This is a genomic window from Pseudomonas sp. ASL3, from assembly GCF_056680425.1.
On record NZ_CM155281.1, the window covers coordinates 6,383,330 to 6,402,587 of the forward strand.

General features: G+C 57.7%; 19 protein-coding genes. 16 read left to right on the forward strand and 3 right to left on the reverse strand.

The genetic code is table 11. From position 1 onward, the window contains the following. Positions 1 to 86: 86 nt before the first annotated feature. The gene (locus tag AC1MEE_RS29305) at positions 87 to 1,055 is read right to left on the reverse strand and encodes a polyprenyl synthetase family protein (RefSeq protein ID WP_480412915.1); all 969 of its coding nucleotides are present in this window, start codon (positions 1,053 to 1,055) and stop codon (positions 87 to 89) included. A gap of 239 nt (positions 1,056 to 1,294) precedes the next feature. On the opposite strand from AC1MEE_RS29305, the gene rplU reads away from it, so the two are divergent. The 5 genes from rplU (at position 1,295) to AC1MEE_RS29330 (ending at position 5,221) form a co-directional block, all read left to right on the forward strand. Then, complete coding sequence (rplU, locus tag AC1MEE_RS29310; RefSeq protein WP_480412916.1) at positions 1,295 to 1,606, forward strand: 50S ribosomal protein L21; 312 nt, start codon at positions 1,295 to 1,297, stop codon at positions 1,604 to 1,606. A 34-nt stretch (positions 1,607 to 1,640) separates the two neighbouring features. After that, on the forward strand, positions 1,641 to 1,916 hold the full coding sequence (gene rpmA / locus AC1MEE_RS29315; RefSeq protein ID WP_019411882.1) for a 50S ribosomal protein L27: 276 nt from the start codon (positions 1,641 to 1,643) through the stop codon (positions 1,914 to 1,916). Between the two features lie 208 nt (positions 1,917 to 2,124). Further along, positions 2,125 to 3,351, forward strand: a complete 1,227-nt coding sequence (cgtA, locus tag AC1MEE_RS29320; protein ID WP_480412917.1) for an Obg family GTPase CgtA — start codon at positions 2,125 to 2,127, stop codon at positions 3,349 to 3,351. Positions 3,352 to 3,587: 236 nt separating this feature from the next. After that, positions 3,588 to 4,706 (forward strand): glutamate 5-kinase, encoded by a 1,119-nt coding sequence (proB, locus tag AC1MEE_RS29325; protein WP_480416374.1) that lies wholly within the window; start codon positions 3,588 to 3,590, stop codon positions 4,704 to 4,706. A 41-nt stretch (positions 4,707 to 4,747) separates the two neighbouring features. Next, entirely contained in the window at positions 4,748 to 5,221 is a 474-nt protein-coding gene (locus AC1MEE_RS29330; protein WP_480412918.1) for a CreA family protein, read from the forward strand. A 139-nt stretch (positions 5,222 to 5,360) separates the two neighbouring features. Here the strand turns inward: AC1MEE_RS29330 and rpsT are convergent, their stop codons facing one another. Next, positions 5,361 to 5,639: a 30S ribosomal protein S20 gene (gene rpsT / locus AC1MEE_RS29335; RefSeq protein WP_029292043.1), complete on the reverse strand. Its 279-nt coding sequence runs from the start codon at positions 5,637 to 5,639 to the stop codon at positions 5,361 to 5,363. A 248-nt stretch (positions 5,640 to 5,887) separates the two neighbouring features. On the opposite strand from rpsT, the gene murJ reads away from it, so the two are divergent. From murJ to ispH, 6 genes are all read left to right on the forward strand, one after another. Beyond that, a complete protein-coding gene (murJ, locus tag AC1MEE_RS29340; protein ID WP_480412919.1) occupies positions 5,888 to 7,426 on the forward strand; it encodes a murein biosynthesis integral membrane protein MurJ in 1,539 nt (512 codons plus the stop codon). Positions 7,427 to 7,559: 133 nt separating this feature from the next. After that, complete coding sequence (gene ribF, locus AC1MEE_RS29345; RefSeq protein WP_480412920.1) at positions 7,560 to 8,486, forward strand: bifunctional riboflavin kinase/FAD synthetase; 927 nt, start codon at positions 7,560 to 7,562, stop codon at positions 8,484 to 8,486. A 35-nt stretch (positions 8,487 to 8,521) separates the two neighbouring features. Beyond that, a complete protein-coding gene (gene ileS / locus AC1MEE_RS29350; RefSeq protein WP_480412921.1) occupies positions 8,522 to 11,353 on the forward strand; it encodes an isoleucine--tRNA ligase in 2,832 nt (943 codons plus the stop codon). After that, positions 11,346 to 11,864 carry a signal peptidase II gene (gene lspA / locus AC1MEE_RS29355; RefSeq protein ID WP_480412922.1) on the forward strand — a complete coding sequence of 173 codons (519 nt, stop codon included), beginning with the start codon at positions 11,346 to 11,348 and terminating at the stop codon, positions 11,862 to 11,864. Before ileS ends, lspA begins: the two co-directional genes overlap by 8 nt. Further along, on the forward strand, positions 11,857 to 12,324 hold the full coding sequence (locus AC1MEE_RS29360; RefSeq protein ID WP_480412923.1) for an FKBP-type peptidyl-prolyl cis-trans isomerase: 468 nt from the start codon (positions 11,857 to 11,859) through the stop codon (positions 12,322 to 12,324). The genes lspA and AC1MEE_RS29360 overlap by 8 nt, the downstream gene beginning before the upstream one ends. 84 nt (positions 12,325 to 12,408) lie before the next feature. Beyond that, on the forward strand, positions 12,409 to 13,356 hold the full coding sequence (gene ispH / locus AC1MEE_RS29365; RefSeq protein ID WP_480412924.1) for a 4-hydroxy-3-methylbut-2-enyl diphosphate reductase: 948 nt from the start codon (positions 12,409 to 12,411) through the stop codon (positions 13,354 to 13,356). On the opposite strand, the gene AC1MEE_RS29370 is transcribed toward ispH, so the two are convergent. Then, complete coding sequence (locus tag AC1MEE_RS29370; protein ID WP_480412925.1) at positions 13,333 to 13,878, reverse strand: GspH/FimT family pseudopilin; 546 nt, start codon at positions 13,876 to 13,878, stop codon at positions 13,333 to 13,335. The genes ispH and AC1MEE_RS29370 overlap by 24 nt on opposite strands. A gap of 132 nt (positions 13,879 to 14,010) precedes the next feature. Between AC1MEE_RS29370 and AC1MEE_RS29375 the strand changes: the two genes are divergently transcribed. The 5 genes from AC1MEE_RS29375 to AC1MEE_RS29395 all read left to right on the forward strand — a co-directional run bounded on the left by AC1MEE_RS29375 (position 14,011) and on the right by AC1MEE_RS29395 (position 19,246). Continuing rightward, entirely contained in the window at positions 14,011 to 14,490 is a 480-nt protein-coding gene (locus AC1MEE_RS29375) for a GspH/FimT family pseudopilin (protein ID WP_480412926.1), read from the forward strand. Then, positions 14,490 to 14,972: a type IV pilus modification protein PilV gene (gene pilV, locus AC1MEE_RS29380; RefSeq protein WP_480412927.1), complete on the forward strand. Its 483-nt coding sequence runs from the start codon at positions 14,490 to 14,492 to the stop codon at positions 14,970 to 14,972. Before AC1MEE_RS29375 ends, pilV begins: the two co-directional genes overlap by 1 nt. After that, complete coding sequence (locus tag AC1MEE_RS29385; protein ID WP_480412928.1) at positions 14,969 to 15,679, forward strand: PilW family protein; 711 nt, start codon at positions 14,969 to 14,971, stop codon at positions 15,677 to 15,679. The genes pilV and AC1MEE_RS29385 overlap by 4 nt, the downstream gene beginning before the upstream one ends. A gap of 62 nt (positions 15,680 to 15,741) precedes the next feature. Next, on the forward strand, positions 15,742 to 16,188 hold the full coding sequence (locus AC1MEE_RS29390) for a pilus assembly PilX family protein (RefSeq protein WP_480412929.1): 447 nt from the start codon (positions 15,742 to 15,744) through the stop codon (positions 16,186 to 16,188). Next, positions 16,175 to 19,246, forward strand: a complete 3,072-nt coding sequence (locus tag AC1MEE_RS29395; RefSeq protein WP_480412930.1) for a pilus assembly protein — start codon at positions 16,175 to 16,177, stop codon at positions 19,244 to 19,246. The genes AC1MEE_RS29390 and AC1MEE_RS29395 overlap by 14 nt, the downstream gene beginning before the upstream one ends. Positions 19,247 to 19,258: the final 12 nt, after the last annotated feature.

The window sequence follows — 19,258 nt, forward strand, 5'->3', positions numbered from 1 at the left end:
GATTTGCGTCACAGCACATGTCAGCTTCTGGCCGATAGGCCGTAGGAGCTGACTTGTCTGCGAAGAGTTTGACGCGGTATTTCTGATCAATGAGTGCGCGCGACCGCAAACTCACTCAGTTCGACCAGCGCATCGCGGTATTCGCTCGCCGGTAGCACGTCCAGGCAATCGATGGCGCGAGCCACGTAATCTCGGGCCAGTTGCGCGGTGTAATCCAGGGCGCCCGCGCTTTCGACCGCGGCGCGAATGCTTTCCAGATCCTCCAGGCCGCCTTTCTGGATCGCCTGACGTACCAGCGCAGCCTGTTCAGGCGTGCCTTCGCGCATGGCGTAGATCAGCGGCAGGGTAGGCTTGCCTTCGGCCAGATCATCACCCACGTTCTTGCCCAGGGTTTCAGCATCACCGCGATAGTCCAGCAGGTCGTCGACCAGTTGGAAGGCTACGCCCAGATGATCACCAAAGGTGCGCAGGGCTTCGGTCTGCTCCGGTGTGGCGCCAGACAACGCCGCGGCGCTGTGGGTCGAGGCTTCGAACAGCATCGCTGTCTTGCCGCGAATCACTTCCATGTAGATTTCTTCAGTGGTGCTGGCGTCGCGAATCTTTGACAGCTGCAGTACTTCGCCTTCAGCGATAACGCGGGTGGCCTTGGACAGGATCTGCATCACCGGCATCGAGCCCAGTTCGACCATCATCTCGAAGGAGCGCGAGTACAGGAAGTCACCGACCAGTACGCTTGGCGCGTTGCCCCACAAGGCGTTGGCGGTGGAGCGGCCACGGCGCATGCCGGACATATCGACTACGTCGTCGTGCAGCAAGGTCGCGGTGTGCAGGAATTCGATGGTTGCCGCCAGCAGGCGCAGGTCGTCGCCTTCGCGGCCGAGCGCTTTGCCACACAGCAATACCAATAAAGGACGCAGACGTTTGCCGCCAGCCGAGGTAATGTAATCGCCGATTTTCGACACCAGCGGTACACGCGAAGTCAGCTGCTTCTTGATGATGACGTCAACGGCACTAAAATCGTCCGCCACCGCGCGGTAGAAGGCTTGGGGTTGCATCAGCGACAGGCGCTCCAGAAGGGTTGCGCGGCATGCTAGGTCGCGGGTAACACCCTGTCAAGGCGCGCTGTTCCAGCACTTGCAACGCAAGCGCGCCTTGCGTACAATCGCGCACCCTAACTTTCCTGGGCAGCACCTGCCTTACGCAATTGCAAAGGGCCGTTCCAGCCCAATGCAGCCATGCCAGCCGATACTCTACTAATAAAGAGCTGGGTGAGCAGGATTAACGGAGAAATACCATGTACGCAGTAATTGTTACCGGTGGCAAGCAGTACAAAGTCGCCCCAGGTGAATACCTGAAAATCGAAAAACTGGAAATCGCCACCGGCGAATCCGTGACTTTCGACCGTGTTCTGTTGATCGGCGATGGCGAAGAAGTGAACATCGGCGCTCCTGTTGTTGCAGGCGCCACTGTTGTCGCTGAAGTGATCGCTCAAGGTCGTCACGACAAAATTCGCATCATCAAGTTCCGTCGTCGTAAGCACCACATGAAGCGTATGGGCCACCGCCAGTGGTACACCGAGATCAAAATCACCGGTATTCAGGCTTAATTCAGCCTAATCCTCTATTTGGAGTATTGAACTCATGGCACACAAAAAAGCTGGTGGTAGTACCCGTAACGGTCGCGACTCAGAAGCCAAACGCCTTGGCGTGAAGATGTATGGCGGCCAGGCAATCATTCCGGGCAACATCATCGTGCGTCAGCGCGGCACCCAATTCCACGCTGGCTACGGCGTTGGTATGGGCAAAGATCACACCCTGTTCGCGAAAGTGGAAGGCGTGATCAAGTTCCAGGTTAAAGGCGCCTTCGGTCGCCGTTATGTGAGCATTGTCCCGAAGACTGAAGTCGTCGCGGCATAATCACGTAGTTGCTGGAAAAGCCCTGTCTTGCGACGGGGCTTTTTTGTTTGTAGATGTCGGTGAGTCTCTCGCAAAACTGTTTGTGCGGGCTGTTGTGATGTGGACCTTTGAGGTCGCTGGTTTCTGATCGGTATCGCAACGCTCATTTTTGCAAGAGTCTTATGTCTTTGTGTTATTCAGCTCGTCCCTGTGGCGGGAGGCGTGCGTTATGAAGTTTGTTGATGAAGTTTCGATTCGAGTAAAAGCAGGTGATGGTGGCAACGGTTGCATGAGCTTCCGTCGCGAAAAATTCATCGAAAACGGCGGCCCTAACGGCGGTGACGGTGGTGATGGCGGCTCGATCTACATGATCGCCGACGAAAACCTCAACACCCTGGTCGACTACCGCTACACGCGTCACTTCGACGCCGAGCGTGGTTCCAATGGCGGCAGCGCCGACTGCACCGGTAAAAAAGGCGAAGAGCTGGTCCTGCGCGTGCCGGTCGGCACCACAGTGATCGACTCCGCCACCCAGGAGATCATCGGTGACCTGACCAAGGCCGGTCAGCGCCTGTTGGTCGCGAGTGGTGGCTGGCACGGTCTGGGCAATACCCGTTTCAAATCCAGTACCAACCGTGCGCCACGTCAGACCACGCCAGGCAAGTTCGGCGAGCAGCGTGACCTCAAGCTGGAATTGAAAGTGCTGGCGGACGTCGGTCTGCTGGGTTTGCCGAACGCCGGTAAAAGTACCTTTATCCGTTCCGTGTCGGCCGCCAAGCCTAAAGTCGCGGATTATCCGTTCACCACGTTGATCCCGAACCTTGGTGTGGTCAGTGTCGATCGCTGGAAGAGCTTCGTCGTCGCCGACATCCCGGGCTTGATCGAAGGCGCTTCCGATGGCGCGGGCCTGGGCATTCGCTTCCTCAAGCACCTGGCGCGTACGCGTTTGCTGTTGCACCTCGTCGACATGGCGCCGCTGGATGAAACCAGTGCGCCGGATGCCGCCGAAGTCATCGTCAACGAGCTGATCAAATTCAGCCCGTCGCTGGCCGACCGTGATCGCTGGCTGGTGCTGAACAAGTGCGACCAGATCCTCGAAGAAGAGCATGAAGAGCGGGTCAAGGAAATCGTCGATCGCCTGGAGTGGGAAGGTCCGGTCTACGTCATTTCCGCGATCTCCAAGGTCGGCACCGAGCAGCTCAGCCGCGACATCATGCGTTACCTCGAAGAGCGTAACCTGCGTATCGCTGAAGACCCGGCCTTTGCCCGCGAGCTGGCCGAGCTGGATCAGCAGATCGAAGACGAGGCGCGCGCCCAGCTGCAAGCGCTGGACGATCAGCGTGCCTTGCGCCGTACCGGCGTGAAGAGCGTGCATGACATTGGCGACGACGATGTCTGGGGCGATGATGAGGAGGACGATGAAGATGGTCCGGAAATCATTTACGTCCGTGACTGATCGGGTGCAGTAAACTAAACGCCGCTTTCATAGCGGCGTTTTAGTTTCTGCACGAAAAGTGCCTGCGCTCGGTGATGCTGCGTTAAAAACAGGCTCGGAATGCTCATTTACAACACGTAAACTCCGCTTCCTCGCCTGTTTTTGCCTTGCCTGACCTTCGCTCGGCGACTTTTCGTGCAGAAACTAGTATCTCGAATTTGAATAAACCAAAATTCTCTGGCTAAGGTTGGAAGATGATGCGCAGCAAAGTGACGGGTGCCCAGCGCTGGGTCGTGAAAATCGGCAGTGCCCTGCTGACCGCTGATGGCAAGGGTCTGGATCGGGCGGCAATGGGTGTCTGGGTCGAGCAGATGGTGGCGCTGCATGAGGCGGGCGTCGAGCTGGTACTGGTTTCTTCCGGGGCTGTTGCCGCGGGTATGAGCCGCTTGGGCTGGACGGTCCGGCCCAGTGCCATGCATGAGTTGCAGGCTGCTGCGGCCATCGGCCAGATGGGGCTGGTGCAGGCGTGGGAGTCGAGTTTCGCCGAGCATGGTCGCCATACCGCGCAGATCCTGCTGACCCATGACGACCTGTCTGACCGCAAACGTTATCTGAATGCGCGCAGCACCTTGCGCACCTTGGTTGAGCTGGGCGTGGTTCCAGTGATCAACGAAAACGATACCGTGGTCACCGACGAGATCCGTTTTGGCGACAACGACACGCTGGCGGCTCTGGTGGCGAACCTGGTCGAAGCTGACCTGCTGGTGATCCTTACCGACCGCGACGGCATGTTCGATGCTGACCCGCGCAATAATCCCGATGCGAAACTGATCCACGAAGCGCGTGCCGATGATCCGGCGCTGGATGCTGTGGCGGGTGGCACCGGTGGTGCGCTGGGGCGTGGTGGTATGCAAACCAAACTGCGCGCAGCACGTCTGGCGGCGCGTTCCGGGGCGCACACGGTCATCGTTGGTGGGCGTATCGAGCGCGTGCTGGCACGACTTAAGGCTGGCGAGCAACTGGGCACACTGCTGTCGCCAGAGCGCGGCTTGCTGGCGGCGCGCAAGCAATGGCTCGCCGGGCATCTGCAAACGCGCGGCACCCTGGTGCTCGATGCAGGTGCGGTGACCGCTCTGGCGAAGGGTAATAAAAGTCTGCTGCCGGTGGGTGTCAAGTTGGTCCAGGGCAGCTTTCGTCGCGGCGAGATGGTGGTTTGCGTCGCGCCGGACGGTCGCGAGATCGCTCGCGGCTTGAGTAACTACAGCGCGCTGGAAGCACAAAAAATCATCGGCCAATCATCCGAGGCCATTGTCCGAGTGCTGGGCTATATGGCCGAGCCGGAACTGGTGCATCGGGACAATCTTATTCTGGTTTGAGCGGTTGCGACCCGGGTCCTATCAAGAAGCAGGAGGCTGTGATGCGAGTCATAAAAGGATTGTTGGGTGTGTTGTTGGCGCTGCCGTTGCTGGCTTCGGCTGAAGAAATCGGTTCGGTGTCGACAGTGTTCAAGTTTGTCGGGCCAAACGACCGGATCGTGGTCGAGGCGTTCGATGATCCGAAAGTCGAGGGTGTGACCTGCTACCTGTCTCGCGCCAAGACGGGCGGGCTGAAGGGCGGCTTGGGTCTGGCTGAAGATCGCGCCGAAGCCTCCCTCGCTTGCCGTCAGGTTGGGCCGATTCGCTTTCAGGGGGAGTTGAAGGACGGCGAAGAGGTGTTCAAGGAGCGCACGTCGTTGGTGTTCAAGACCATGCAAGTGGTTCGCTTCCTCGACAAAAAGCGCAACACGCTGGTTTATCTGGTCTATAGCGACCGAATCATCGAAGGCAGCCCGCAGAACGCCGTGACGGCGATTCCGATTTTGCCTTGGGCGCAGACCCAGGCTGCTCCTTGAGCTTGTAGGAGCGGGCTTGCCCGCGATCAGATATGACGCCATCGCGGGCAAGCCCGGCTCCTACAGGGTATGGGTGGTTCATCAAATCGCAGGCAATAAAAAACCGACCCTAGGGTCGGTTTTTTAACAAGCAGATCGCTTAGGCAGCAACAGCAAGGTTCAAAGCCTTGATGTGGCCATTCAGGCGGCCTTTATGGCGAGCAGCTTTGTTCTTGTGGATGATACCTTTATCGGCCATACGGTCGATAACTGGTACGGCCAGAACATAAGCAGCTTGCGCTTTTTCAGCGTCTTTTGCGTCGATGGCTTTAACTACATTCTTGATGTAGGTACGAACCATGGAACGCAGGCTGGCGTTGTGGCTGCGACGCTTCTCAGCCTGTTTTGCACGTTTTTTGGCGGAAGGTGTGTTGGCCACCGTCGAGCTCCTCGAAAGACTTGGGAAATAGCAAACAAAATAGGCCGCGAATCATGCCGATGAGTTGAACTCTTGTCAAGGGCGGATGATGCGTTCCGCTGAGTGGTCCTGATGCATCGCCGGGTTATTTATTTCCAGCGTGCGACCTGTAAACTCGCGGACTTTGGCTCTGTGCTGCTGCGGCGCGGAGTATCGCATAAATGGGCAGCTTAATCGCTCGTCCTTTAGCCAAGGCAAAAACTCTTTCAATGAACCTACTCAGATCATTAGCCGCCGTCAGCTCTATTACGATGCTTTCCCGCGTATTGGGCTTTGTTCGGGACACCATCATTGCGCGCGCTTTTGGTGCCGGAATGGCGACGGACGCCTTTTTTATCGCCTTCAAACTACCCAATTTGTTGCGCCGGATCTTCGCCGAGGGGGCTTTCTCCCAGGCGTTCGTGCCGATTCTGGCTGAATATAAAAGCCAACAGGGCGATGAGGCGGCGCGCACTTTAATTGCCTACGTCAGTGGTTTGCTGACGCTGGTGCTGGCACTGGTCACGTTGTTGGGGATCATCGCGGCACCGTGGGTGATCTGGATAACAGCGCCCGGCTTCGCTAATACGCCGGAAAAATTCGCGCTGACCACCGATCTGCTGCGGGTGACGTTCCCTTATATATTGCTGATTTCCCTGTCATCGCTGGCCGGGGCGATCCTGAATACGTGGAACCGCTTCTCGGTCCCGGCCTTCGTGCCGACACTGCTGAACGTCAGCATGATCATCTTCGCGCTGTTCCTGACGCCGTATTTCAATCCGCCGGTCATGGTTCTGGGTTGGGCGGTATTGGCCGGTGGAGTGTTGCAGTTGTTGTATCAACTGCCACACCTGAAAAAGATCGGCATGCTGGTGATGCCGCGCCTGAATCTGCGTGACAGTGGCGTCTGGCGAGTGATGAAGCAGATGCTTCCGGCGATTCTTGGGGTGTCCGTCAGTCAGATTTCTCTGATCATCAACACGATTTTTGCCTCCTTTCTTGCCGCCGGCTCGGTCTCCTGGATGTATTACGCCGACCGCTTGATGGAATTGCCTTCCGGCGTCCTCGGTGTGGCTTTGGGCACTATCCTGCTGCCGGTTTTGTCGAAAACCTACGCCAGCAAGGATCGCCACGAATATTCGCGGATTCTCGATTGGGGCCTGCGCTTGTGCTTTGTGCTGGTGCTGCCATGCACCCTGGCGCTGGGGCTTCTGGCCGAACCGCTGACGGTTTCGCTGTTCCAGTACGGCAAGTTCAGCGCTTTGGACGCGGTCATGACCCAGCGTGCGTTGATCGCGTATTCGGTGGGGTTGCTGGGGATCATCGTGATCAAAGTGCTGGCTCCGGGGTTTTATGCGCAACAAAATATTCGCACTCCGGTGAAAATCGCGATCTTCACCCTCACGGTTACTCAGTTGCTCAACCTGGCGTTCATTGGCCCTCTGCACCATGCGGGGCTCGCGCTGGCGATCAGCGTCGGTGCCTGCATCAATGCCATGCTGCTGTTCTGGCAGTTGCGCAAGCAGCAGCTGTTTCAACCGCAGCCGGGCTGGACCAGTTTTTTGTTCAAGTTGATCGTAGCGGTGGCGGTGATGTCCGGCGTGTTGCTGGGCCTGATGCACTTTATGCCCGCGTGGGACGAGGGGCAGATGCTCGAACGCCTCATGCGTCTGAGCGCGCTGGTGGCGGCGGGTGTCGTGGCCTATTTCGGTATGTTGTTGCTGCTCGGTTTTCGCCTCAAGGACTTCGCCCGCAAGGCGGTTATGTAGGCACTGATATAAGGCGCAGTCGTCGGTTTTTTTGCGTTGAAGGGCGATTGCGTGCGTTTTGCCTCGGACTGTTGCCTGTCGTCCGGGGCTGGGTGTGGTTATAATCGGCCACTTTATGAGCAAGAAGCGCGTTATGCAGCTGGTTCGAGGCCTCCAAAATCTGCGCCCCCAGCATCGGGGCTGTGTCGCCACTATTGGCAACTTTGACGGTGTTCACCGTGGCCACCAGGCTATTCTGGCGCGCCTTCGTGAACGAGCGGTCGAGTTGGGCGTACCCACCTGCGTGGTGATTTTTGAGCCACAGCCGCGTGAGTTCTTCGCGCCCGAGACCGCGCCGGCGCGTCTGACGCGCTTGCGTGACAAGCTCGAGTTGCTGGCGGGCGAGGGCGTTGACCTGGTGTTATGCCTGGCCTTCAACCAGCGCCTGAGAAAACTCAGTGCCGCCGAGTTCGTCGACAAGATTTTGGTCGATGGGCTTGGTGTGCAGCACCTGGAAGTCGGCGACGATTTCCGTTTCGGCTGCGACCGGCTCGGCGATTTCGATTTTCTGCAGCAAGCGGGCGTGACCCAGGATTTCAGCGTGGAAGCCGCGCAGACCGTAGAAATCGATGGCGTTCGGGTCAGCAGTACCAAGGTCCGTGACGCCCTGGCTGCGGCGGATTTTGCCTTGGCCGAACGTCTGCTGGGTCGTCCGTTCCAGATTGCCGGACGGGTCTTGCATGGGCAGAAACTGGCTCGGCAGTTGGGTACGCCCACGGCCAACATACAACTCAAACGTCGTCGCGTGCCCTTGACCGGGGTGTATCTGGTCAGCACCGAAATTGACGGTAAACCCTGGCCGGGTGTCGCCAATATAGGCGTGCGTCCGACCGTGGCAGGTGATGGCAGTGCCCACCTGGAAATACATATTCTGGACTTTACCGGTGATCTTTATGGCCGGCGTTTGAAGGTGGCCTTCCACCACAAGCTGCGTGATGAGCAGCGTTTCGCCTCTCTGGAGGCGCTGAAGACGGCGATCAATGCGGATGTCGCCGCCGCCCGTGCCCATTGGCGCAAGTAACATAAGTAGCGCTAATCGCTAATTAAGAGCCTTAAATGACCGACTATAAAGCCACGCTAAACCTTCCGGACACCGCCTTCCCAATGAAGGCCGGCCTGCCCCAGCGCGAGCCGCAAACTCTGCAGCGCTGGGACAGCATTGGCCTGTACCAGAAGCTGCGTGAAATTGGCAAGGATCGTCCAAAGTTCGTTCTGCACGACGGTCCTCCTTACGCCAACGGCAATATTCACATCGGTCACGCCGTTAACAAGATTCTCAAGGACATGATCATCCGCTCGAAAACTCTTTCGGGTTTCGACGCGCCTTATGTTCCGGGCTGGGACTGCCACGGCCTGCCGATCGAGCACAAAGTTGAAGTCACCTACGGCAAGAACCTGACGTCGGACAAGACTCGCGAGCTGTGCCGTGCCTACGCCGCCGAGCAGATCGAAGGACAAAAAGCCGAGTTCATCCGTCTTGGCGTGCTGGGCGACTGGAACAACCCGTACCGCACCATGGACTTCGCCAACGAAGCCGGGGAAATCCGCGCACTGGCTGAGATGGTCAAGGGCGGTTTCGTGTTCAAGGGTTTGAAACCGGTCAACTGGTGTTTCGACTGCGGTTCGGCCCTGGCTGAAGCTGAAGTCGAATACGCCGACAAGAAATCCCCGACCATCGACGTGGCGTTCCCGATCGCTGACGAAGCGAAACTGGCGGCGGTCTTCGGTCTGCCTGCGCTGGGCAAACCGGCCTCTATCGTGATCTGGACCACTACGCCGTGGACCATCCCGGCCAACCAGGCGCTGAACGTCCACCCGGAGTTCAAGTACGCGCTGGTCGATGTCGGCGATAAATTGCTGGTGCTGGCCGAAGAAATGGTCGAGTCCTGCCTGGCACGCTACAACCTGCAAGGTTCGGTGATCGCCACCGCCCTGGGCGAAGCGCTGGAACTGATCAACTTCCGTCACCCGTTCTACGATCGTCTGTCGCCGGTCTATCTGGCTGATTACGTCGATCTGGGTGCCGGTACGGGCGTGGTTCACTCCGCACCGGCTTATGGTGAAGACGACTTCGTGACCTGCAAGCAGTACGGTATGGTCAACGACGATATCCTGACCCCGGTCCAGAGCAACGGCGTATACGCTGAGTCGCTGGAGTTTTTCGGTGGTCAGTTCATCTGGAAAGCCAACCCGAACGTGGTCGAGAAACTCAAGGAAGTCGGCAGCCTGCTGCACACCGAGACCATTTCTCACAGCTACATGCACTGCTGGCGCCACAAAACACCGCTGATCTACCGCGCCACTGCGCAGTGGTTCGTCGGCATGGACAAGCAGCCAGAGACGGGCGACACCTTGCGTCAGCGCGCCGTCAAAGCCATCGAAGACACTGCGTTCGTTCCGGCCTGGGGTCAGGCACGTCTGCATTCGATGATCGCCAACCGTCCAGATTGGTGCATCTCGCGTCAGCGTAACTGGGGCGTGCCGATCCCATTTTTCCTGCACAAGGAAAGCGGTGAACTGCACCCGCGTACCGTCGAGCTGATGGAAGAAGTCGCGCTGCGTGTCGAGAAACAAGGCATCGAAGCCTGGTTCAAGATGGACGCGGCCGAGTTGCTCGGTGACGAAGCAGCGAAGTACGACAAGATCTCCGACACCCTGGACGTCTGGTTCGACTCCGGCACCACGCACTGGCATGTATTGCGCGGTTCCCATTCGATGGGCCACGAAAGCGGTCCGCGTGCCGACTTGTACCTTGAAGGTTCGGATCAACACCGTGGCTGGTTCCATTCCTCGCTGCTGACCGGTTGTATGCTCGACGACCACGCGCCGTACCGCGAATTGCTGACTCACGGTTTCGTCGTCGACGAGAACGGTCGCAAGATGTCCAAGTCGCTGAATAACGTCATCGCGCCGCAGAAGGTCAACGACTCCCTGGGCGCCGATATCATGCGTCTGTGGGTTTCGGCCACTGACTACTCAGGCGAAATGGCGGTTTCCGACCAGATTCTGCAACGCAGCGCGGACGCCTACCGGCGGATTCGCAACACTGCACGCTTCCTGCTTTCCAACCTGACCGGCTTCAACCCGGCCACCGACATCCTGCCCGCCGAAGAAATGCTGGCGCTGGATCGTTGGGCGGTAGACCGTGCCTTGCTGCTGCAACGCGAGCTGCAAGAGCATTACGGCGAGTATCGGTTCTGGAACGTCTACTCCAAAGTGCACAACTTCTGCGTGCAGGAGCTGGGCGGTTTCTACCTGGACATCATCAAGGACCGTCAATACACCACGGCGGCCGACAGCACTGCACGTCGCTCCTGCCAGACGGCGCTGTTCCACATTTCCGAAGCGCTGGTGCGCTGGATCGCTCCGATCCTGGCCTTCACCGCCGACGAGCTGTGGCAGTACCTGCCGGGCGAGCGCAATGAATCGGTGATGCTCAACACCTGGTACGAAGGCCTGAGCGAGTTGCCGGCCGACTTCGAACTGGACCGCGCCTACTGGGAGCGGATCATGGCGGTGAAAGTCGCGGTCAACAAAGAGATGGAAAACCTGCGTGCAGCCAAGGCCATTGGTGGCAACCTGCAAGCGGAAGTGACCCTGTACGCCGAAGAGTCGCTGGTCTCCGACCTGTCCAGATTGAGCAACGAACTGCGCTTCGTGCTGATCACCTCCACGGCCAGCGTCGAGCCTTTGCTCGATGCTCCGGCCGATGCAGTGGTCACCGAAGTCAGCGGTCTGAAGCTTAAAGTGGTCAAGTCCGGACATGCGAAGTGCGGCCGTTGCTGGCACCATCGCGAGGACGTCGGGGTTGATCCTGAGCATCCGGAAATCTGCGGTCGTTGCGTGGACAACATCAGCGGTGCAGGCGAGGTTCGTCACTATGCCTAATGCGGGCGCGGCAAGTCGTATCGGCCGTTTGAGCTGGCTCTGGTTGAGCGTGCTGGTCCTGGTCGTCGACCAGGCCAGCAAGTTCTATTTCGAGCATGCGCTGACCTTGTATCAGCAAATTATCGTGATCCCGGACTACTTCAGCTGGACCCTGGCCTACAACACCGGTGCTGCGTTCAGCTTCCTCGCCGACAGCTCGGGCTGGCAGCGTTGGCTGTTCGCGGTAATCGCGCTGGTGGTCAGTGCGGTGCTGGTGGTCTGGCTAAAACGCCTGGGCCGCAGCGAAACCTGGTTGGCCGTGGCACTGGCGCTGGTTCTGGGGGGCGCCCTTGGCAACCTTTATGACCGCATCGTGCTGGGTCATGTGATCGATTTCGTTCTGGTGCACTGGCAAAACCGCTGGTATTTCCCGGCGTTCAACTTTGCCGATAGCGCAATTACCGTCGGCGCAATCATGTTGGCGCTGGATATGTTCAAAAGTAAAAAGTCCGGAGAACCCGTTCATGACTGAACAGTTATTGGCCCAAAACGCCTCGAAAGAGCAACGCATCGGCCAGAACACGGAAGTCACCTTGCATTTTGCTCTGCGCCTGGAGAACGGTGACACCGTCGACAGTACATTCGACAAAGCCCCGGCGACCTTCAAAGTCGGCGACGGCAACTTGTTGCCCGGTTTCGAAGCGTCGATATTTGGCTTCAAGGCTGGCGACAAGCGCACAGTCCAAGTCCTGCCGGAAAACGCTTTCGGTCAGTCCAACCCGCAGAATGTGCAGATTATTCCGCGTTCGCAGTTCCAGAACATGGACCTGTCCGAAGGCCTGCTGGTGATCTTCAACGATGCAGCCAATACTGAGCTGCCGGGCGTGGTCAAAGCGTTCGACGATACTCAAGTGACCATCGACTTCAATCACCCGCTGGCCGGCAAGACGCTGAGCTTCGAAGTGGAAATCTTTGAGGTGAAGGCTCTCTGATTTTTTAGAGCCAAGACCAAGGGCCCGGCTACGGTCGGGTCGGTTAGATGTCCTGTTTTCCTGCGCGTAGACACGAGGCACAGCATGCAAATCAAACTCGCCAACCCACGCGGCTTCTGCGCTGGAGTGGACCGTGCGATCGAAATCGTCAATCGCGCCCTGGAAGTGTTTGGCCCGCCGATTTATGTGCGCCATGAAGTGGTTCACAACAAATTCGTCGTCGAAGACCTGCGCGCTCGCGGCGCGATCTTCGTCGAAGAGCTGGATCAGGTGCCGGACGACGTCATCGTGATTTTCAGCGCTCACGGTGTTTCTCAGGCCGTGCGCACCGAGGCGACCGGCCGAGGCTTGAAAGTGTTCGACGCCACCTGTCCGTTGGTGACCAAGGTGCATATCGAAGTCGCGCGCTACAGCCGTGACGGTCGCGAATGCATCCTGATCGGCCACGCCGGACACCCGGAAGTCGAAGGCACCATGGGCCAGTACGACGCCAGCAATGGCGGCGCGATTTATCTGGTCGAAGATGAGAACGACGTTGCCAACTTGCAAGTGACTAACCCGGACAGCCTGGCGTTCGTGACTCAGACGACCTTGTCCATGGACGACACCGGTCGCGTCATCGATGCCCTGCGCGCACGCTTCCCGAGCATCGGCGGCCCTCGCAAGGACGACATCTGCTACGCCACGCAAAACCGGCAGGATGCGGTCAAGCAATTGGCCGATGAGTGCGACGTGGTCCTGGTGGTCGGTAGCCCGAACAGCTCCAACTCCAACCGCTTGCGCGAGTTGGCAGAGCGCATGTCCACGCCGGCGTATCTGATCGACGGCGCCGAAGACCTGCAGCGCAGTTGGTTCGATGGCGTCGAGCGGATCGGTATCACGGCGGGAGCCTCGGCCCCGGAAGTGCTGGTGCGTGGCGTGATTCAGCAATTGCAGGCCTGGGGTGCGACTGGAGCCGACGAACTGGCCGGCCGCGAAGAGAACGTTACGTTTTCGATGCCTAAAGAGTTACGCGTCCGCTCGTTGCTCTGAGTTTGATTGACGGCAAAGCTTTTCTTCGGCTTTGCCGCTTACAATTCTGATTCGGCCGGTTTTTGATAGCACCAATCTGTGGTGGCTGACGGCTTGATTTGTTGCGCAAATAAACAAACTTCCTGCTCGGTGGCTGCCGCTTGCATTAACGGCTGCCCCGAGTCCGTCGAAGCGTACGAAACGCGTCAGCCAATAATTGCCAACAATCGGGACTTTCCCACTGCTCGCCCTTTCCACCAGCACCGGATTGCTGTCATCCCCCGCGCCCGCGCCGTTGTGGTCGACGATGATTCGCCAGCCCCGACTCCAGTCATCGTCTATCGCATGAATCAACACCACCTGATTGCGCATGATCGCTTCAGTGCGCGCCGTGCGAATCCCGTTGGCCAATTGCCGGGCTGCGTCCTCGCTGCGCTGGGCCTCAATTAACTGCGCAAATCCCGGAACGGCCAGATGGGCGAAAATCGCGACCAACGTCATCCCGATCACCAGTTGAATGAGGCCAAAACCTTGTTGTTTCATGTGGGTTTCCTTCCTGGAAATAAATTGTCGAACGCCATCCGGGCATTCATCCCTGTTAAATAACCGTACATCTAGCTGTAGATTTTCGCGCCGCAGTGCTGCCTTATAGTCAGGTCGTCAAGGAGACACCTAATGCGCCACAGCTCCAAGGGCTTCAGCCTGATTGAATTGTTAATTACTGTGGCGGTCCTCGGGATTGCGGCGGCGATCGCCGTCCCTAACTTCCAGAGTGCGATCCAGCGCTCAAGGGCCGATACCGAGGTCAGCGACTTGCAGCGCGCGCTCAACTACGCACGGATGGAGGCGATGAACCGAGGGGTGAATACGCGAGTGACGCCCAGCACTGCTGGTGCTGGTTGGAACACCCAGTTGCAGGTCGTCCTGGTATCAGCCCCTGGAACCCCCTTGCGGGTCGTGTCAGCCATGAGCAGCGGGGCGGCGATTACCATCGCGGCCCCTAACGCCGCCGTCACTGCTATCGACTTCAATAACCTTGGCGGGCTGGCTGCGCCGAGCGCATCGCTCGTCATGACTTACACGCAGGGGACCAACTCTCAAACCGTGAGTGCTTGCTTGAATGGACGGATTGTTGTTGGCGGCGGAACCTGCTGATGCTTGACGGGAAAAAACATACCCAGACCGGGACGACCTTGGTTGAAGTGCTGGTCGCGGTGCTGGTTCTGGCTATCGGCCTACTCGGCGCGGCGGCGATTCAGCTCAACGCATTGAAATACACTGACAGCTCGACCATGACCAGTCAGGCGAGCTTTATTGCGTACGACATGATGGATCGGATTCGGGCAAATCCGGATGTGGACTATAGCCTCGCCGCCGGGGCTGCGGCTCCGGCGGCGAACCTTCTCGTCGCCCATGATCAGGACCTGTCTGACTTTTCCGCTAATGTCGCTGCCTTCGCCGGTACCGGTTCTACACGATCTATTACGGTGGCGGGTCGCGTGGTGACGATCACCATTACCTGGCTCGACACACGCGCTACCAGCAGTGCCAATGCGGACAACACAGCCAGCACGGCCACTTCAACCCAGACGTTTACCCTGACCAGTCGGGTAGCGATTGATTCGGGGATTCCATGAGCAGGCAATCAAAGGGATTCGGTCTGATCGAAATGATGATTGCCCTGGTCCTTGGGTTGGTCGTGGTGGCCGGTGTCATCCAGGTATTCATCGCGGCCAGAGGCACCTACTTGTCTCAGAATGCAGCGGCAATCATGCAGGAAGATGCGCGATACGCGCTGAGCAAGATGATGCAAGAGATACGCATGGTCGGCATGTACGGCTGTCTTGCTACGGTCACGGATACCAGCTCGGGATCCACCTTCACGCCTAATTTCTATACCCCTGTCACCTTCGTGACGGACGCTTCAGGGGCCAATATCCTGACGATCAATACCGCTGACGTCGGCAGTAGTGGGGGGACACCGACCTGGACGGTGGCCTCGGATTGCGTGACGTCGGCCACTGCCTACGACGGGACTCAGGCCCCTGCCTCGGGACAAGTGGCGTTCCCCATCAGGAACGTCGTTTACACCTTCAAGAATAATCAACTGTACACGGGCATCGGGGCAGGCCAGGCCGCACTGGTGAGTAACGTAAAGGCTTTCAATATTACCTTCGGGGTGGTTGGGCCCGCGTCAGCCACGGCGGTTACCAGTTACACCGCTGCACCGACCAATGCGGACATTCGCAGTGTACGTTTGACGCTGACGCTGACCGACCCGAACAATTATGTTCGGGATCAGACTTTTAATGTGGTAGCAGCGTTGCGTAACAGGCTGCTGTAGTGGAATAGGCATGGAAGATGAATAGGTGCAGCGCTTCACACCTCAGCAGGCCGCAACGTGGCATGGCGCTTTTGGTGAGTCTGGTTTTTCTCCTGCTGCTGACATTGCTGGGTATTTCCTCCATGCAGAATGCGACCTTGCAGGAGAAGATGGCGGGCAGCGTGACGCTGCGTAATCAATCTTTTCAACTGGCCGAAGCGGCGCTTCGGCTGGGCGAGAACGCGGTGGCGGCCAGTGCCTACAGCATTGCGGTCTGCGATACCGCGCTCAGCAGTGTCAAATGCAGCCCTCCCAGCGAGTCCGCCACTCTCACGGCGAGCGGCACCAATGCTACCTCCGGGATTGTTTGGGTTGCAGCGGGCAGCGGGTTTTATGGCGTACAGAAGATTGGTACGACCATGGACCCAGTCAACATGGCTAACAGCTCTACGGTCCTGTACCGAATAACCGGCGTGGGCATTCAAGGCAATTCGCGTACCGTGCTGGAGAGCATTTATGCCAAGAAGTAAAAGGCAGTATGGCAGTCGCCTGGCGCGGATCCTGAACCTGGTTGTCGGTACTTTTTTAGGCCTGTATCTGGCCGCTCCGGTCTATGCCTTCACGCCCGCGGATTCACCCTTGTTGAGTGCTGGATCAGTGCCGCCTAACGTCATGTTGCTGGTGGACAATTCCGGCAGCATGAATAGCATCATCTGGGCAACAGGCTACGACTCTACCGCTACCGGGTTTGCACAAGTGTACGCCTGCAATTCAGACTCCAGTTGCAACGGCTTTAATACGCTGGACATGACCAATGACAACTATTCACTCAACAGCCTGGGTCATGGAAGGTGTAGCACTGGGTATTACGGGTTTAGTAAAACAAACTCTACTGGCAACATCACGTGTTTGAAACTGCCGGATCCGGTAGGCGGTGAGGGGACGCGTTACGCGGCGACATACCTCTCTTATTTGCTTGCGCAGACGAGCACCGCGACAAAAGACTACACAGATGGCTCCATCCCCAATGATTATCGAGTCAACGTTGCGCGTACTGTCTCGTCGGCGCTGGTCACCAGCAACCGAAATCTGCGCATAGGCCTCGCCACCTTCAACCCTCCCACCTATCAGGACTCTGGTCCTGGTGGCACTATCGCCCGGGCCATCAGTGACCTTTCGGTCACTAGCACCACGACTCAGGCTCAAGCGGATGCCAACTACAATGCCCTGATCTCGTCGATCAGTGGTTTGGCGGCGATTGCCAATACGCCGTTGGCAGAAACCTATTATGAAATCACCCGCTATTTCCGTGGAATGACGTCGTTTCAAAACGTCCCATCCACGACCTTTACCAGCCCGATCCAGTACCGTTGCCAGAAAAACTATGGTGTGGTGATTACCGACGGCTTACCGACCTACGATCGAACCTTTCCAACCAATGACCCGCTTGGCGGGACAAACTTGCCGAACTGGGACAAAGTCAATAACGACGGGAATAACCTCAGCGGTGACAACGAAGGGGATACGTTATACCTGGATGACATCGCCAAATTTGCCTATGACATCGATATGCGTACAGTCGGAAATGACCTGGCTGGCAAGAGCTGGGATGCAGCGGATTTCCCCAAGCAGAACTTGCTGACGTATACCGTTGGCTTTACTGCGGCGAACCAAATGCTCTCGGATGCCGCGGCGTATGGGCAGGGCAAATACTATCAGGCAAACAACAGCGCCGGCTTGAACACGGCACTGTCGGCTGCCTTGAATGACATCACCTCCAAGGCAGGCTCCGGCGGCGGTGGCGCGACGAGCACCGCTTCGTTGTCTTCAACGACACAATACTTCCAGACATTTTACGACCCGACGGATTGGCGCGGCACGGTCAAGGCGTTCGCCTTCAATACCGATGGCTCGCTCAATACCACGACACCCACCTGGACCACCGACTCGACCATCGTTCCCGGCATAACCGCGACGTATCAATCCTGGAATACCCTGACCAATGCGGCGGTTTCACTGGCTTACGCCAACTTCGCAGCGACTCAGCAAGCGACCCTGAACCTGAACTTGCCTACAGGTATAACGGGTAATGACTTGATCGAGTGGAGTAAGGGAACCAGCAAGACCGGCCTGAAAGTCCGCACGGTATTGTTAGGCGATGTTATCAACTCGCCCCTTGCTTACGCGTCGCCAACGGATCACACCGCCTCGGACGCCGCGGGGGACACCAGCTATACAGCGTATCTGACGACCAAAGCGACTATGAACACCAGCCTGGTGGTCAATGCCAACGATGGTCTGGTCAATGTGATCGATGCAGTGGCGGGGACTCGGCGATATGCCTATATGCCATCGAGTGTGCTGACGAACCTGCACTACGTAGCCGATCCTGCCTATATCAATGGTGTCACCCACAAGTTTTTGGTCGACGGGCAAATATCCGTCGTCGATGCGAAGTTCGGTACCTCATGGAAAACCGTGGCTGTCGGTGGTGTCGGGGCCGGTAGCAAGGCCTTTTATGCGCTTCAGTTGTTCGATGCCGGGGCCGGTAACGTCATCAATGCGTTATGGGAAATGCGCGCGCCAGATGTCGCGACCCCCGCTAACGTGTTCAATGACTTGGGATACGCCTATGCCAAACCCGAAATTGCACGGCTATCGGATGGTCGATGGGCTGCGTTCATTTCCAATGGTTATGGCAGTTACACGGGTGTGGCTTCTTTGTACGTCGTGGATATTCGCGACGGTTCATTGATTAAAGAAATTGTGGCCGACAGTACCGGGTCCAATGGATTGTCTTCGGTAAAGTTGAGAGTCAATGCTCAAAGCGTGGTTCAGTACGCCTATGGGGGCGATCTTAAAGGGCAAATGTGGAAGTTTGATCTCACTGATCCTGCACCAGCCAATTGGAAGGTGGCATTTTCCGGCAAGCCCCTGTTTACGGCCTCAGGTGGTGCGAACCAGGCGATTACCGCTCAGCCGGTCATTGGCAATTACACCAACGGGCGCAAGCTGGTGTATTTCGGTAGCGGTAAGCTGAACGAAACGGCTGACAAGAGCACCACTACCCGCCAGGCCTTCTATGGGGTGCTGGATGATGACAGCAACGGCAATTTCACTGAAACCCAACTGCAGGCTCAGTCGATTACCAGTGTTAGCGGGTCACTGGTTTCGACAAGTCAAAACAGTGTCGACTACACCACCCAGAAAGGCTTCTACTTGCCACTGACCGTGGGCGGCGTCACCGCTGGCGAACGCGTCATTTATTCCGCCTTATTGCGTTTCGGCAGGGTGTATTTCACCACCGCGATTATTGATGCCAGCGACCCTTGTGCCAGTGCCGGGGCGGGCAACGTGATAGAACTGGAGGCAACCAGCGGGAAAATGCTCAGTTATCCGGTATTGGGTAACAGCGTCGTCGCCGCCGGAATTCATTTCGTGACAGGCATACCGGTTATAACGTCGATCGTTTCTACCTCGGCCACCAACCAGCGCGTGATAATCCAGGGCGTCGGCGGAGCAGCGTCCGATTATTCAGAGCTTGGCGGGGTCATCAATCGCCGGATCATGTGGCGCCAAATACAGTAGGGAAGTCGCTTC